The following is a 15,611-nucleotide window of genomic DNA, read 5'->3' as shown; positions in this document are numbered from 1 at the left end:
CACACCGGTGCCTGTCTTTTTTGTTGCCGCTTCCAAGCTGCCAACGCCCTTTGCGCAATTCACCATGCATGGTTTTCTGGATGAGGCTACCGGCCGCGAGCACGTTGTGCTGAGCCTGGGTGATATTGCCGACGGTGCTCCGGTATTGGGCCGCTTGCACTCTGAGTGTCTGACGGGCGATGCCCTGTTCAGCCAGCGCTGCGACTGCGGTTCGCAACTCGAAGCCGCGCTGCAGGCCATCGCCCGCGAAGGTCGAGGCGTGTTGCTGTATTTGCGCCAGGAAGGGCGTGGCATTGGCCTGTTGAACAAGATCCGTGCCTATGAATTGCAGGATGGCGGTGCCGATACCGTGGAAGCCAACGAGCGCCTCGGGTTTGCCGCCGATCTGCGTGACTACAGCATCTGCCTGCCCATGCTCGAACATCTGGGCGTCAAGGCCCTGCGCTTGATGACCAACAACCCGCGCAAGGTCAAGGCGTTGACCGAGATGGGTATCTTGGTGGCGGAGCGTGTGCCACTGCACACCGGCCATAATCCTCACAACAAGCTCTACCTAGCGACCAAGGCCAGCAAGCTCGACCACATGATGGGCAACGAGCACCAGGGCGAGGTCGACCGGGCGTGACGCGGAGTCAGGTCCGACGGCGACTATCCATCAGTTGGTGGAAATACCTGGCATTGGCGTTGCTGCCGCTGTTGGTGATCAATCTTGTTTTCGGTCAGGGTGAAGCGATTCTGCCGGTACTGGCGATGCCACTGTTCATCGCCGGCGTGGCCTCGATGTTCGTCAGCCTGCGATTCTTCGGCGCGTACAAGCACGCCTTGATCGCCACCCAGAAGGCTCTTGATACCCCCGAAGAGCCTCAGGCCTGGATCACGTTGGCCGCCTGTCGGCGTGCTGCCTTCCTGGCTGCCGGGTTGCCGGCCTGGATCGGTGCCCTGGCGGTGTTCGTGGGTCTGGAAGCCGTGCCGCTGATGCTGCTGGCCTTGTCCTCCGCGGTACTGTTCTACCTGTATCGCCTTCCGCGTCAGCTCGGCTGATACACCGCGGCGTCCCTATCGCGAGCAGGCTCGCTCCCACAATTGAATGATGGTGTTCCTTGTGGGAGCGAGCCTGCTCGCGATGGCGGTGTAACAGTCCAAACAGCCTTTGACTGAAACATCGCATCACGAGCAAGCTCGCTCCCGCAGGGGCGGAGGGTTAAAGGCCCAGCAGCTGCAGCCGCTGACGCACGGATGCTTCGATCCCTGCCTCGTCCAGCCCGCACTCGGCCAGCATCTGCGCAGGCTTGGCGTGCTCGACGTAGAGGTCCGGCAGGCCCAGGTGCAGCACGGGCTTGAGGATGTTTTCCCGGGCCAGGAACTCACTGACCGCCGCACCGGCACCGCCCATGATGGCGTTTTCTTCGATGGTCACCAGCAGCACATGACTGTCGGCCATTTCGCGGACCAGGGCCTCGTCCAGTGGTTTGACGAAGCGCATGTCCACCACGGTAGCATCCAGGGTCTGGGCAACTTTCAGGGCCTCGGCCAGTTGCACGCCGAACACCAGCAGGGCGGTTTGCTTGCCCTGGCGACGGATCACGCCCTTGCCGATTTCAATTGGCTCGAGGGCGGCCTCGATGGCTGCGTTCGGTCCGCTGCCACGGGGATAACGCACCGCCGCTGGGCCATTGAACAAGTGGCCGGTGGTGAGCATCTTGCGCAGCTCGTTCTCGTCGCTCGGGGTCATCACCAACATGCCGGGAATGCAACGCAGGAACGAAAGATCGAAGCTGCCGGCGTGAGTCGGGCCGTCTTCGCCCACCAGGCCGGCGCGGTCGATAGCAAACAGCACATCAAGATTCTGCACTGCGACGTCATGCACCAACTGGTCGTAACCGCGCTGCAGGAAGGTCGAGTAGATCGCCACCACCGGTTTTGCCCCTTCGCACGCCATGCCGGCGGCGAAAGTCACGGCGTGCTGCTCGGCAATCGCTACATCGAAATAGCGCTGCGGGTAGCGTTCGCTGAAGGCCACCAGGTCCGAGCCTTCCTTCATTGCCGGGGTAATCCCCACCAGGCGCGGGTCCGTGGCCGCCATGTCGCACAGCCATTGGCCGAACACAGCGGAATACTTGGGGCCACCAGCCTTTTTCGGAGCGGATGCCGGGGCATCCAGCGGTTCGAGCTTGGTGATGGCGTGGTAACCGATGGGGTCGACTTCCGCTGGGGCGAAGCCCTTGCCTTTCTTGGTCACCACGTGCAGGAACTGTGGGCCCTTGAGGTCGCGCATGTTGCGCAGCGTGGCGATCAGCGTCGGCAGGTCATGACCGTCGATCGGGCCGATGTAATTCCAGCCCAGTTCTTCGAACAGCGTGCCAGGTACCAGCATGCCCTTGGCGTATTCCTCGGTGCGGCGGGCGATTTCCCAGGCCCCGGGCAGGCGCGACAGGACCTTTTTGCTGCCTTCGCGCATGCTGGCGTAGGTGCGGCTGGAAAGAATCTTCGCCAGGTAGTTGGACAAGCCGCCGACATTGCGCGAGATCGACATGTCGTTGTCGTTGAGAATCACCAGCATGTTGGCGTTGACTTCCGGGGCGTGGTTCAGGGCCTCGAAAGCCATGCCCGCCGTCAGCGCGCCGTCGCCGATCACGGCAATCGCCTTGCGGTCGCTGTTCTGCAAGCGGGCCGCAATGGCCATGCCCAGGGCAGCACTGATGGAGGTGCTGGAGTGGCCGACGCCAAAGGTGTCGTACTCGCTCTCGGAGCGTCGCGGGAATGCTGCGATGCCGTCCTTCTGGCGCAGGGTGCCCATGCGCTCGCGGCGGCCGGTGAGGATCTTGTGCGGGTAGGCCTGGTGGCCGACGTCCCACACCAGCCGGTCATCCGGGGTGTCGAATACGTAATGCAGCGCGATGGTCAGCTCGATGACGCCCAGCCCGGCACCGAAGTGCCCACCGGTCTGGCCGACCGTATAAAGCAGTTCCAGGCGCAACTCATCGGCCAGGGTTTCCAGCTCGGCTTCACCCAGCCGACGCAAGCCGTCCGGCGTGTTGGCGCGGTCCAGCAGGGGCGTGATCGGGCGTTTGCGGGGAATCTCTTGAAACGTCGTGGGCATCAGGCGAATCGTTATAGGTATAGAAAGAGGCGGCAGTTTACCTTATGCATCGCAAGCTGCCCACGCGTTGGCCGGAACTTGGCCGATACGCAGTCTGAAGGGTTGACCCCGTATCAGCTGCGTCGTTCGACGATATAGCGCGCCAGCTCGCGCAACGGCTCCGCCGCCGCGTCAAACGGTCGCAACGCTTCCAGGGCCTGGTCGCGCAACTCCAGGGCGTAGGCCTTGGCGGCGTCGAGCCCCAGCAGGGCCGGGTAGGTCGGCTTGTCGCGGGCGATGTCGGCACCCTGGCGCTTGCCCAGGGTCTGGGTATCGCTTTCGACGTCGAGGATATCGTCCTGCACCTGAAACGCCAGGCCGATGGCCCGGGCGTAGATCTGCAGGGCTTGCAACTGTTCTGGCGTGGCCCGGCCGCTGGCGAGGGCGCCGAGCTTGACGCTGGCTTCGATCAAGGCGCCGGTCTTGTGCCGGTGCATGTATTCCAGCGCCCCCTGATCCAGCTTCAGGCCGACCGAACCCAGGTCGATGGCCTGGCCGCCAACCATCCCGGCAGGCCCCGCCGCCAGCGCCAGGGCGCTGACCATGTCCAGGCGGATCTGCGCCGGGCAATCGCTAAGGGCCGGGTCGAGCAGGGCGCTGAAGGCCAGGCTCTGCAGCCCGTCACCGGCCAGAATCGCGCAGGCTTCGTCGAATTGCTTGTGGGTGGTTGGCTGGCCGCGACGCAGGTCGTCGTCGTCCATGGCCGGCAGGTCGTCGTGCACCAGGGAATAAGCGTGGATCAACTCCACCGCGCACGCCGCGCCGTTGGCCTGTTCGGCCACGCCGCCCAAGGCTTCGCACGCGGCATAGGCCAGCAGCGGCCGTACACGCTTGCCGCCGTTCATGACGCTGTAGCGCATGGCGTCGTACAGGCGCGCCAGCTCGGGGCTCGGTGCGGTAAACAAAGTGCTCAACGCAGCATTGACCCGAGCCTGGCTGCTGGCCTGATAGGCGCCGATCATTCAGGCTGTTCCGCGTCGAAAGGCTCTTCGGTCAGTTCGCCATCGCGCTCGAGCAGCAACTGCACCTTCTGCTCGGCCTGGGCCAGCGCCGCCTGGCAGTCGCGAGTCAGGCCGATACCTTGTTCGAAGGCAGTCAGCGAGTCTTCCAGCGACAATTCGCCGTTCTCCAGCCGTTCGACCAGCGTTTGCAGGTCGGCCAGGGATTGTTCGAAGTCCAATGCAGCTTTTTTGCGGGCCATGGCGGCTATTCCGGTTGACTGTTAAACCGGCGCGACACTAGCAGACATGGGGTTTTGGGGCAAATTGAAGCCCGGTAAAGGGAGTGGAGCAAGTGAAACCGGGGGCGATTAACCTGAGGTCAACGGAACAGGCGAAGCAAAATATGGCGGAACGGAATTGTTCTCATGAACTCATCAGCGGCAGACGCATCCTCCTTCATCACGGCTACAAGAACCTTGATCCATTTCTCGCGCTCATTCACGAGCGTGGGGCTCTGTAGCCCCAACATGTCTCTGGTCTGACGTACTCGATGTTTTTCGTTCTTCGTGAGTAAAGGCATCGGCTCCAATGCTCCATCAGATGTTAATGAAAACATCTCATTGCAGCCGACAGACGGCTCAATGGGTAGCACCCCATCTTTCTTTTTCTGACCGCACCCGTCGCGTCGAATGCAGCCGTGTGCATAGTTGGTATAGGCGAAGGTCAAATGCGGGTGAGCATTCGGGCCCGCCTTAGGCTTGATGTGATCAATTTGGCCTTCTGTAGGCGCCAAAGGGACTTCGCAATAGGCGCAGAGGCCTCCTTGATCTGCATGGAGGCTTGCTTTGACTTGACTCTTCACCGGACCGAACGCTCGATTATTGAAATCGGCTGGCCCGGCTTGTGGATGGGTGATGAGAAAGTCATGAAGTGCTTTGGGGGTTACTGGGTTGTGTACCAGTTCAATCATTTGGTCTTTTTCCTGACTTGCTCTGCCAGAAAGGCCCAGAGGGCTGTGTCAGCATCTGAGATTTCATAGCCAGCAGCGTCCAGTTCTTTTTTGAGCTTTTTGGCCTCTGAACCTTCGCTGGCGCCTTCCCTGAACAATTGTTCATAGGCTCGGGCGGTTTGGAGAATCGCCATGGGAGGGCGCGTATTCACATCCATGACGCTCGCCAGTGCGTCGCCGGACTCCTGAGCAAGCGGGCTGGTCGCAGGTTGTTCGGATATCCAGCCTGCTTGTTCGTCTTTATGGATGATACGGATCTGCTCACGATTTACGGTAGTCAGCACTTGGGGGCTGTGAGTACTGACAATGAATTGAATCTTCGGAAATGCTAAACGCAGAGCAGCCAGAACACGTTGCTGCCAAGCTGGGTGCAAATGTAGGTCGATCTCATCTATCAGTACGATGCCTTCAGTCATGAGCGACGCCTGATCCTGGAATTGGCCATTTAATCGAGCGCAGCGAAATGCCATGTCAGCGGCCAGTGAAATCATGGCCCGAACGCCATCACTCAAGAGGCTAATTGGCAAAAGCCCATGATCTGGGTGAGACATCGCCAGTTCTTCAAAGCTGAGACTGTAATGAAAATTACTCCAGCCTTCGTCTTGCAGGACTAGATTAACGGCGCTCTGGATACCCACGATTCTAGGTTTTAGATCTGACCTCTCATAACCCGGTAGATCTTGCTGTTGAACGACGGCAAGTGTTGCTTTACTCATCCATTGTTGCATTTGCACAAAATTGGAAGCAGAGGACAGGCAGTCCTCATATCCCATGGTACGGCTTGCGCTGATGACTGCTTTGCGCGAGCTGTTTTTATGGTTCATCCAAAGTCTTCCGGCTGGGTAGTAACTGACCAGCGGCAGGGCGGTCTCGGCTCTCGTTCGCAACGACTCCTGGAGTTCTTTGCCCCATTTTGCCAATGGCGCGGCGTCTTTTACCGAGGTTCGACTTTTAGGGCCGTGTAATGCCCGTTGCCACTCAATGGCAGGGCTATCAAGGGATGCATCAATAATGACTGGGAAGCGTTGTTCATTTTCGAAGCCGTCCCCGAGCCGGACGTATCGGGCATCGCTGCGCTCGATATGTTTGGAACTGCCAAGGTCAAAGGCTCCTACGAACGGCCCAAGCGCCGTGGCGATGGCTTCCAGAATGGAGGTTTTGCCTTGACCGTTACGTGCGGCAATAACCGTGAGGTCTGGATGAAAATCAATGTCGAGACTTTCAAATCGACGGAAATCCTTGAGTTTCAGTTTGCGCAGCTTCACAGGCTTACCTCTGGCTTCACCGCCCTTGCCGACGGTTTTCTGGCCGGTAGTTGATCATGAGATTGTATTGAGCTCCAGCCGAAATCCGTACTTGAAATATCGAGCGCGGTTTCTTGGCTATTTGGGGCAGGTATTTAGCCGGTATCGCGTACTGCGCCCACCACCCGGTAGTCGCTCCAGGCAGCCTTTTTTCACCAGATCTGCCAGATGCCGTGTGGCCGTTGCTTTGGAAACGTTGGCCTGCGTCTGATATTGAGCTGCTCTGATCTTGTGCTCACAACCTTCCCCGCTGCTATCAAACAACCGGTTCAGCACTTTGATCTGTTCTGGCGTGAGTCCTGAGGCGCGATGGACTTGCCAGAACCGTGCCTTACCTAGCACGCTTTCGATCTGCACCATGGCTTTGTGCAAGCTGCGTGACAGGGTCTGCAGAAACCAGCTAAGCCAATCGGTGATATCCAACGTAGCTTTCTGAGTGCTTTCGAGGGCTCGGTAATAGCCTGCGCGGTCTTCCAGAATGCTCACGGACATGGCGTAGAAACGGATTGCCTGGGCTTCGCCCTGAGCCAGTGCGAGATCGGTGAGAGTGCGGGTCAGGCGGCCGTTGCCGTCGTCGAACGGATGCAGAGTGACAAACCAGAAGTGGGCGATACCGGCCCGCAACAAAGGATCGAGTCCGGGTTGATGGCGGCTGGCCTCAAACCAGTCGAGGAACGTTTGCAATTGCCGTTCGAGACCTTGGCGAGGCGGTGCCTCGAAATGAACAGTAGGGCGGTCCAACCTGCCCGAGACCACTTGCATCGGCTCGTCCCCCCGCAGCGAACCTACGCGGATGTGCTGGTGGAAAAGTTCCTCAACCTGCTCAGGGAACAGCCACTCATGCCATTCAAGTAGCCGCTCGACCGTCAGGGGCTGGCTGAAATGCCGGGTCGCATCCAGCAGAAGGTTTGCCAGACCCTCGCTGCGTGGGCTGACGGGGTTATCGCCGGCCCGCTCCAGGCCCAGGCGTCGGGCCAGGGACGACCGCACCGAGCCCACATTCAATTGCTCCCCTTCAATGGCCGAAGAGGTCACGATGTTCTGCAACAACGCGTTAAGTTCGTTCTGGGCGTTGAGCGCCTTAGTGACAGCGCCGGTCATTCCGAGCAATTGACCTTGGGTTTGTACGCATTCCCGTAGCAGAGGCGTTAACGCTTCAGACTGCCAGTGAAAGTTGGGCCAGTCGGGCTGTTGCCAGATCCAATAGGGTTCCATGAGTCTCTCCATTCCTGGGATGAGCCGAATAATAATGCTATTCGGCTCATTTTGTGAGCCGAATAAATTCACTAATCGGCTCACGCTCTCCTCAAGACGTGATTTCCCACACAGAATCACGCGTTCCCCGATTGTGGATAACGCGCCGAATCGCTAACCTTCGCGCCATCTACAGCCCCCGTATGGCGGGCCCCTGACGAAACCTGAAGAAAGATAATCAATGCGCCGAGGAAGGGCGCCGGGTTGCGTTGTGCATGGCAGGAGGCATACATGCGTTTTCTTTCATTGCTGATCGCGCTGACGGTCGCACCGCTGGTGTGGGCGGAGCCTGCGGCCGAGATGTCGGAGCCGGTGGGCGGCTGGCGTTACAGCGGCTTGCTCGATCGCACTGAAAACCCACAAGTGGCCTACCCCACGCCGCCCATCGACCGAGGTGTGCAACGCAATCGCACGATGATCGAGGGCCGGCTCAAGGCCATGGGCACCGCCCGTCCGCCCCACAGCCTGGCGGTCAATGGCAATCCACTGAATCTCTACACCGACGACGAAGGCCGTTTCGCCCGGCCGTATGCGTTCGGTGCCGGCTCCAACAGCGTCGAGATCCGCAGCTCCGAGGGCAAGTCCCTCAAGCGTGTGCAGTTCTACGAGGCCAACAACCTGCGGACCCCGGCGCAGATTCGCGTGGTGCTGGGCTGGGACGACCCCAAGGCCGAGCTGGACCTGCACATCATCACCCCCGACGGCCAGCACGCCTTCTTCGGCCAGCCGGCGCTGAGCAACGGCGGGGGCCTCGACCCGGATGGCGTCGATGGCCCCGGTCCTGAAATGTTCACCATGACGGCGCCGATGCACGGCACCTACCTGGTCTACGTGAACTATTGGGGCAACTACGGCGACGGCGGCTATAACTTCGACGAAACCAGCAACCAGAACGAGGTGATCACCTCGCAGATCAATCTGGTGCTCAACGAAAATACCGTCAATGAGAAACGCGAGACCTTTGTCGTGCCCCTGCGCGCCATCGGCGATCTTTTGCTGGTCAAGACTTTCAACTACTAATTCCGCTCCACGGATGAACAGGCCCTTGTGAATATGAGCGACAACACTGCTTCCCCGACCGTGCCGACACCTGTCGCTAAACCTGCGCGCCGCTGGCCGGCGTTGCTGATCGGGCTGTGCCTGGTGGCCGGTGTCGCCGCCGGGTTGGGCTGGTTCATGCACAAGCCCAAGGCACCGCCCACGGCGCTGGCGCTGGAAAAGCTCGGTCTGAGTCGTCCCGACGGGCTACTCGAAGCCCATTCCCTGAGCCAGCTGCCCAAGGACCTGTTGGCGGTGCCGTTCCTCAAGGCCACGCTCACCGAGGATTTCGTTTTCTATTACCAAGCCCATGCCGACCGCCTGGGGCTGATTGGCAGCCTGCGCCGGATCATCTACGAGCATGACCTGAAGCTGCAGGACAGCCTGATCGAAGAACTGTTCGACCAGCCGGCCGATGTGGCGCTGTGGCGCGGTGCTGATGGCCGGCTCAAGGATTTCCTGTTGGTGATGGATCGCGGCGGGCTGGCCAAGCTGCTGGAGCCGCTGGCAAAAGTCGCCCTGGACGATACGCAGTTGAGCAAGCTCAGCGACCTGAAGGTCGGCGGCGATGAAGTAGCGCTCTACCAGCTCAGCTACAACGCCAGCAAATCCCTGGTGTTCGCCTCCCACGGCGACAAACTGGTGGTGCTGTCCGACCCGAGCAAGCTCTATGACCCGGCCAACGGCGCGTTCGACGAACATGGCGCCGTTTCCACCACCGCACTGGCGGCACTGCTCAATGGCGACAAACTCTTCACCGAAGCCTTCGGCTTGCCGCCCAAGGCGCCTGAGGTCAAGCAACGCATTTCGGTCAACGCCAGCGTGCTCGCCATGGGCTACCAGCGCTTCATCCCGAACTTCGCCGGGTTGCGTTTCGACATGGACGACAAAGGTTGGCACAGCTTCCTGGCCATGGACGAACTGGAGAACCAGCCGGATTTCGACTTCAAGCCGATCTGGCAAGCCATGCCCATGGGCGCCAGTGCCTGCGTGGCCTTGCCATTGGCGGCTGAGCAACAGAAGCCGCTGCTGGTAAAACTCGGTGCCGAGGAGAAAGCCGCCCAGGCCATGGTCGACCATATGGCCGGCGCGGCGGGGCTGTGCTGGTACGCCGATTCGCGGTTGTACACGCCGCTGCTGGTGGCCAGTCTGAACGAAGAAGACGGCAAGATCGACGCCGAGCTGGGCCACCTGTTCGGGTCGATGGTGGGCGCCTATGAAAGCAACGTGGCCGAGCATGCGTTCCCGGTCGTCGAGAAGCAGGAAGGCTCGATGCATCACTGGCAGCGCCAGGTGAGCTCCAACTTCGGCCCGTACCTGGCCAAGGACTCCCTGCAACCCGATGCCATCACTGGCAAGGCGTTCATGCGGGTCAGCCTGGCGCGCCACGGATCGACCCTGCTGTTCTCCCTCGACGATAAACTGGTGGACAAGGCCATCGGCACCCTGGACAAGCACTTCCCGCCGATGGCCGACGTGGTGCCCAAGGACCTGCTGATGCCGTTCTACTTCGGCCCGGACTCCATGGCGCAGCTGATGCAGCGTGAAACCCTGGACAGCTTGCCCCAGGACATGGAGCCGGTGTTCTACAACGCCGCGCAGACCTACCTCATTCCAAAGCTGCGGACCCTCGGTGGTTATGGCAAATACGCGTTGACCCTGCCGGCAGGCAGCGAGCCGGACGGTCACTGGCAGTGGTTGCCGCTGGAATGGAAAGCACTATGACCGGACTGATCCGCACGCTCGGGCTGATAGCACTGTTCCTGGCGGGGCAGGCGTTTGCCATGGAAGCGCCTGCGCTGGATGTGCAGCAGTCCCAGGTCTTCCGTGCCTGGTTCGTGCGCATCGCCGAGGAACAGTTGAGCCGGGGCCCGAGCCCGCGCTGGTATCAGCAGGACTGTGCGGGACTGGTGCGTTTTGCCGCCAACGAAGCACTGAAGGTCCACAACGAAAAATGGCTGCGCAGCAACGGCCTGTCCAATCGCTACCTGCCGCCGGAGCTTGAGCTGAGCGACGCCCAGCGGCGCCTGGCCCAACAGTGGCAGCAGGGCGGCGGCAAGGTCGGGCCTTACGTCAATGCCATCAAGTTGATCCAGTTCAACAGTCGCCTGGTGGGGCGTGACGTGGCCCAGGCCCGTCCCGGCGACCTGATGTTCTTCGATCAGGGCGACGACCAGCACCTGATGATCTGGATGGGCCGCTACATCGCCTATCACACCGGCACCACAACCCCTACCGACAACGGCATGCGCTCCGCAAGCCTGCAACAACTCATGAACTGGAAGGACACCCGATGGATACCCGACGCAGCCAACCCCAACTTCATCGGCGTCTATCGACTCAACTTTCTCTCCCAATGACCGGTGCCCGCATGCTGCGCTTGTGCTCGAAACTGTCCCTGCTGTTTGCCTTGTTGCTGGCCTCCTTCGTTCACGCCGAAGACACGGTGGAGCCAAGTGGCTACACGCCGGTGTCCGGTGAAAGCTTCTTCCTGCTGGCCGACAGCAGTTTCGCCAGCGATGAACAGGCCATGGTCCGCCTCGAGGCGCCGGGCCGTGACTACCGCCGGTTCCGCATGGAGCCTTACGGTGGCGCCGATATCCGCGTCTATCGGATTGAAAAGCCACTGGACTTCCTCAAGCGCCAGAAGAACCTGCACCGCGTCGTCAGCGACGGCCAGTTCAAGGGTGAAGGGCTTTCGAACACCCTCGCGTACCTGTGGGACAACTGGTACCGCAAGTCCCGTCGGGTCATGCAGCGGGCGTTCTCCTACGAGTCCCGCCAACAGGTCACCGAGGAAGTACCGGAGCTGAAGATCGGTGATGCCCTGGTCGCACCGACGCCCTACGAGGCACCGGCCCAGTTCGCCCTGATCCCGGGCCTGCCGCTGGTCAGCCAGTTCCGTTATCCGCTGTGGCAGGCCAAGCCGATCCAGCCGCCTGCCGGCGTCAACCTGGCCGGTTCGTCCAGCGAGTTCGTCAGCGTCGCGCAGGGCAACGTCTACATCCCGCTGGGCCAGCTCAAGCCTGGCCTGTACCTGGTGGAAGCACTGGTCGGCAAGTACCGGGCGACCACCATGGTCTTCGTCTCGAACACCGTGGCGGTGAGCAAGATTTCCGGCGACGAACTGCTGGTCTGGGCCGCTCGCAAGCATGAAGGCAGCTCGGTGCCCAAGGTCAATGTGCTGTGGACCGACGGCCTGGGCGTGATGAACAGCGGCGCTACCGATGAAAGAGGCCTGCTGCGCCTCAAGCACGTCAGCCCGGAACGTTCGTTTGTCATTGGCGAGGATGAGGAGGGTGGGGTATTCGTCTCCGAGAACTTCTACTACGACAGCGAAATCTACGACACCAAGCTCTACGCTTTCACCGACCGGCCGCTGTATCGCCCGGGGGATTGGGTCTCGCTGAAGATCGTCGGCCGTGAGTTCAAGAATGCCCGCGACTCGGTGCAACCGACGGCGGCCGACGTCAACGTCAGCGTGCTGGATGCCACGGGCACCGTGCTGCAGACCCTGGCCCTGAAACTGGACTCCAAGGCCGGTACCCAAGGCCGTTTCCAACTGCCGGAAAACGCTGTGGCCGGTGGCTATGAACTGCGCTTCAGCTACAAGGACCAGCTTTATAGCAGCGCCTTCCGCGTGGCTGAATACATCAAGCCGCATTTCGAGATCGCCTTGAACCTGGCCAAGCAGGAATACCGCACCGGCGAGCCGGTCAAGGGCAACCTCGTGTTGCTGTACCCGGACGGCAAGCCGGTGGTCGATGCCACGGTGAGCCTGAGCCTGCGGGCCCAGCAGCTGTCGATGGTGGACAACGAACTGCAATACCTGGGGCAATTCCCGGTAGAGTTGACCAGCAGTGAAGTGACCACCGACGGCCAGGGCGTCGCGACGCTCGAACTGCCGGCCGCCGACAAGCCGAGCCGCTACACGCTTACCGTGTTTGCCAGCGATGGCGCGGCGTATCGGGTCAAGACCACCAAGGAAATCCTCATCGACCGCGGTGCCGCGAATTTCCGCCTGAGCGCTCGCCAGCGTTTCAGTGCGGCCGGCGAGAAGGTCGCGTTCAGCTATGTCAACGAAGGCGGCAGCGAACAGAGCAAGGCCGTGACGCCGGCCGGCTACGCCTGGGTGCGCCTGGAAGACCAGAGCACTGGCGAGGGCAAGCTGACGGCCAAGGACAAGGGCTTCACCGTGGCCTTTGACCGTCCCGGTACCTACAACCTCACCCTCAAGGACGACCATGGCCGGGTCATCGGCGCTGCGGCTCATGCGGTGACCGGCGAAGGCGTCAAGGCCGTGCCGGGCACCGTCGAGATCGTCCTCGACAAGCCGGAATACAAGGCCGGTGACGAAGCACTGGCACTGATTACCTTCCCGGAACCGGTCAGCGATGCGCTGCTGTCCCTCGAACGGGACAAGGTGGAGGCCACGGCGTTGCTGTCCAAGGGTGGCGACTGGCTGAAAATGGAAAGCCTCAGCCCGACCCAATACCGCGCCCGCATTCCGGTGAAAGACAACTTTGCGCCGAACCTGACCTTCTCCGTCCTGTACACCAAGGGCGGCCAATACAGCTTCCAGAACGCCGGCATCAAGGTGATTACGCCGCAGATCGACGTCGCGGTCGTCACCGACAAGGCCACCTACCGGCCTGGCGATACGGTGACCGTGGACCTGAGCACCCAGTTCGCCGGCAAGGCGACTCCGGCGCATCTGACCGTCAGTGTCGTGGACGAAATGGTTTACGCCCTGCAACCGGAAGTGGCGCCGACCATCGATCAGTTCTTCTATCATCCGCGCCGCAACAATGTGCGCACCAGCGCCAGCCTGTCGTTCATCAGTTACGACGTGGCGTTGCCGGGCAGCCCTGGCGCGCCGGGCAAGGCCAACCGCAGCGAGCGCGGTGTCAAGGTGCTGGAACGGCCCCGTCGTGAAGACGTGGACACAGCTGCCTGGCAGCCGGAACTGGTTACCGATGCCAACGGCAAGGCCCGCTTCACCTTCAAGATGCCGGATTCGCTGACCCGCTGGCGCATCACCGCCAAGGCCATCTCCGACGACGGCCAGGTTGGCCAGAAAAAGCAATTCATCGCTTCGGAGAAACCGCTGTACCTGAAGTGGAGCGGTCCGACCCGGTTCCGCACCGGCGACAAACCGCAACTGGGCCTGTTCGCTTTCAGTCAGTCGGATAAACCGCTGAAGGCGGAACTGCTGATCCGTTATGCCGGTGCCGAGCAACGTGTGGTGGCGGACCTGAAAAAGGGCATCAACTATGTGGCGCTGCCTGCCATGGAGTTGAGCAGCGGTGACCTGAGCGTCCAGTTGCAGTTGAACGGTGAAACCCAGGACGCCCTGGCTGTTCACCTGAACGCCAGTGGCAATGGCTGGCAGGTTACCCAGAGCCAACGCCTCGACGTGGCCGCCGGCGACACTCCGCTGGCCTTGCCGGCCGACGCCAGCGATGTCCGCCTGCGCCTGGACGACAGCCCGCAAGCGCTGTTCCGTAGCGCCCTGGACGACCTGTTGAGTTACCCCTACGGTGGCGTCGAGCAGACCGCCAGTCGCCTGCTGCCGTTGAGCATCGCGTACCCGACCCTGGCGTCGGACTCGCAGACCCGCGACCGCTTGCGCCTGATCATGCAGAACAGCCGCTTGCGCCTGGTGCAGATGGCCGGACCATCGGCGAGCTTCACCTGGTGGGGCCAGGACGGCGAGCCGGATGCCTTCCTGACCGCTTACGCCTACTACGCGGATTGGCACGCCAGCAAGGCGCTGGACATCAGCCTGCCGCCGGAACACTGGCAGCGGGTGCTGGAGGTCTATGCCAAACAGGCCGGTGATACGCCGCTGTTGCAGCGGGCGCTGATCCTGTCGTTCGCCAAGCAGATGCAACTGCCGGTTAACACCTTGCTCAGCGGCCTGATGGACGATCTGGCGAAGGCCGGTGCGGGCGGCGCCGGGAGCGTGATGGACAACGGTGACGACAGCCTGGTCATGAACGCGCCGGACTCGGCCCTGGGATTGGCCAGTGCTCGCGTACTGACCGCAGCCCTCGCCAAGCAGGCGAAAGTGCCTTTGCCAGATGCCTTCAATCGTCAACTGGCCGCCGCCCAGCAGCAACTGGACGTCAGCGCCGAGCCGTTTGTCGAGGCTCTGGTGCTGTCGTTGCAAACCTTCGATCAGGCCCGAGCCGCCGCGCTGCTGGAGCGGTTGATGCCACAACAGTCCACCCTGGAACGGGCCCTGGCCTTGACCTGGCTGCAGCGCAGCATCGAGCAGACATCGCCGGCCGTGGCACTGGCCCCGGGCGAAGGTTGGAAAGCCCGCCAAGGCGCCACAGGGGAAACCTACTGGCAGTGGCAGGGCGCGCAGTTGCCGACCACGCTGACCCTCAGCGGAGTGCAGCAGCGTCCGTTGCAAGCGGCGCTGAGCTTCCAGAGCCAGCAACCGCCGGTGGCGCCGATGGCGGTGTCCATCACCCGTCGGCTGTCGCGCCTGGTACCGGGTGGCGATGCCTTTACCTTTACCCTTGAGGCCGTAGGCAACAAACCGTTGTCCAGCGACAGCCTCTACCTGGATGAAGTGATCATCAACAGCAAGGCCAATACACCGCTGCGCTACGGCATGCTCGAAGTGCCGCTGCCGCCAGGCGCCGACGTGGAGCGCACCACCTGGGGCATCCAGTTGCAGGGCAAAGCCGACAGCGAACCGACATCGCTGGAAAAGGCGCGCTTCGAGCCGGGCCAGATGGTTTATGCGGTGCCGGTGGATGCCCTCAGTGGCGAACTGCGCCTGCGGCATCTGGTGCGCTTCTCCCAGAAGGGGCAGTTCAACCTGCCACCGGTGCGCTTCACTCAGGTCTACGCGCCACAGAATCAGGCTTGGGAAAAGAAACCGGCGCTCGGTCAGGTCACGGTCAACTGAC

At 61.5% G+C, this 15,611-nt stretch carries 12 protein-coding genes; 6 read left to right on the top strand and 6 right to left on the bottom strand.

From position 1 onward, the window contains the following. Positions 1-7 precede the first annotated feature (7 nt). Positions 8-625, top strand: coding sequence for a GTP cyclohydrolase II (gene ribA, locus AD665_RS06335; protein WP_053191417.1), 618 nt, complete (start codon positions 8-10; stop codon positions 623-625). Then, positions 622-1,041, top strand: coding sequence for a hypothetical protein (locus AD665_RS06330; RefSeq protein WP_024778369.1), 420 nt, complete (start codon positions 622-624; stop codon positions 1,039-1,041). The genes ribA and AD665_RS06330 overlap by 4 nt, the downstream gene beginning before the upstream one ends. Positions 1,042-1,201: 160 nt before the next feature. Here the strand turns inward: AD665_RS06330 and dxs are convergent, their stop codons facing one another. The 6 genes from dxs to AD665_RS06300 form a co-directional block, all read right to left on the bottom strand. Next, a complete protein-coding gene (gene dxs, locus AD665_RS06325) occupies positions 1,202-3,100 on the bottom strand; it encodes a 1-deoxy-D-xylulose-5-phosphate synthase (protein WP_024778370.1) in 1,899 nt (632 codons plus the stop codon). A gap of 113 nt (positions 3,101-3,213) precedes the next feature. Further along, positions 3,214-4,101 carry a (2E,6E)-farnesyl diphosphate synthase gene (gene ispA / locus AD665_RS06320; RefSeq protein ID WP_024778371.1) on the bottom strand — a complete coding sequence of 296 codons (888 nt, stop codon included), beginning with the start codon at positions 4,099-4,101 and terminating at the stop codon, positions 3,214-3,216. After that, entirely contained in the window at positions 4,098-4,340 is a 243-nt protein-coding gene (locus AD665_RS06315) for an exodeoxyribonuclease VII small subunit (RefSeq protein ID WP_003185917.1), read from the bottom strand. The genes ispA and AD665_RS06315 overlap by 4 nt, the downstream gene beginning before the upstream one ends. 119 nt (positions 4,341-4,459) lie before the next feature. Further along, on the bottom strand, positions 4,460-5,050 hold the full coding sequence (locus AD665_RS06310; protein WP_053191416.1) for a retron system putative HNH endonuclease: 591 nt from the start codon (positions 5,048-5,050) through the stop codon (positions 4,460-4,462). Then, complete coding sequence (locus AD665_RS06305; protein ID WP_053191414.1) at positions 5,047-6,354, bottom strand: AAA family ATPase; 1,308 nt, start codon at positions 6,352-6,354, stop codon at positions 5,047-5,049. The genes AD665_RS06310 and AD665_RS06305 overlap by 4 nt, the downstream gene beginning before the upstream one ends. A 117-nt stretch (positions 6,355-6,471) precedes the next feature. Beyond that, positions 6,472-7,608, bottom strand: a complete 1,137-nt coding sequence (locus tag AD665_RS06300; RefSeq protein WP_053191412.1) for a Fic family protein — start codon at positions 7,606-7,608, stop codon at positions 6,472-6,474. 270 nt (positions 7,609-7,878) lie between these two features. Here AD665_RS06300 and AD665_RS06295 point away from each other — a divergent pair, with 270 nt between their 5' ends. Genes AD665_RS06295 through AD665_RS06280 form a run of 4 tightly spaced genes read left to right on the top strand, consistent with a single transcriptional unit; the run spans position 7,879 to position 15,610 of the window. Beyond that, entirely contained in the window at positions 7,879-8,667 is a 789-nt protein-coding gene (locus tag AD665_RS06295; protein ID WP_024778374.1) for a YfaP family protein, read from the top strand. A 33-nt stretch (positions 8,668-8,700) separates the two neighbouring features. Then, positions 8,701-10,410, top strand: coding sequence for a DUF2138 domain-containing protein (locus AD665_RS06290; protein WP_024778375.1), 1,710 nt, complete (start codon positions 8,701-8,703; stop codon positions 10,408-10,410). Beyond that, positions 10,407-11,045, top strand: coding sequence for a DUF1175 domain-containing protein (locus AD665_RS06285; protein ID WP_053191410.1), 639 nt, complete (start codon positions 10,407-10,409; stop codon positions 11,043-11,045). The genes AD665_RS06290 and AD665_RS06285 overlap by 4 nt, the downstream gene beginning before the upstream one ends. Next, positions 11,042-15,610: an alpha-2-macroglobulin family protein gene (locus AD665_RS06280; protein WP_080996566.1), complete on the top strand. Its 4,569-nt coding sequence runs from the start codon at positions 11,042-11,044 to the stop codon at positions 15,608-15,610. The genes AD665_RS06285 and AD665_RS06280 overlap by 4 nt, the downstream gene beginning before the upstream one ends. Position 15,611 lies beyond the last annotated feature (1 nt).

The organism is Pseudomonas corrugata (assembly GCF_001269905.1).
GTDB classification, from domain to species: Bacteria; Pseudomonadota; Gammaproteobacteria; order Pseudomonadales; family Pseudomonadaceae; genus Aquipseudomonas; species Aquipseudomonas corrugata.
The sequence above is the reverse complement of the archived record's forward strand: the minus strand, read 5'-3'. Positions and strand labels throughout refer to the sequence as shown.

Coding starts and splice junctions, on each gene's coding strand:
- AD665_RS06295 (WP_024778374.1), top strand. CDS start 7,879: ATGCGTTTTCTTTCATTGCTGATCGCGCTGACGGTCGCACCGCTGGTG.
- AD665_RS06300 (WP_053191412.1), bottom strand. CDS start 7,608: ATGGAACCCTATTGGATCTGGCAACAGCCCGACTGGCCCAACTTTCAC.
- AD665_RS06285 (WP_053191410.1), top strand. CDS start 10,407: ATGACCGGACTGATCCGCACGCTCGGGCTGATAGCACTGTTCCTGGCG.
- AD665_RS06290 (WP_024778375.1), top strand. CDS start 8,701: ATGAGCGACAACACTGCTTCCCCGACCGTGCCGACACCTGTCGCTAAA.
- AD665_RS06315 (WP_003185917.1), bottom strand. CDS start 4,340: ATGGCCCGCAAAAAAGCTGCATTGGACTTCGAACAATCCCTGGCCGAC.
- ispA (WP_024778371.1), bottom strand. CDS start 4,101: ATGATCGGCGCCTATCAGGCCAGCAGCCAGGCTCGGGTCAATGCTGCG.
- AD665_RS06310 (WP_053191416.1), bottom strand. CDS start 5,050: ATGATTGAACTGGTACACAACCCAGTAACCCCCAAAGCACTTCATGAC.
- AD665_RS06280 (WP_080996566.1), top strand. CDS start 11,042: ATGACCGGTGCCCGCATGCTGCGCTTGTGCTCGAAACTGTCCCTGCTG.
- dxs (WP_024778370.1), bottom strand. CDS start 3,100: ATGCCCACGACGTTTCAAGAGATTCCCCGCAAACGCCCGATCACGCCC.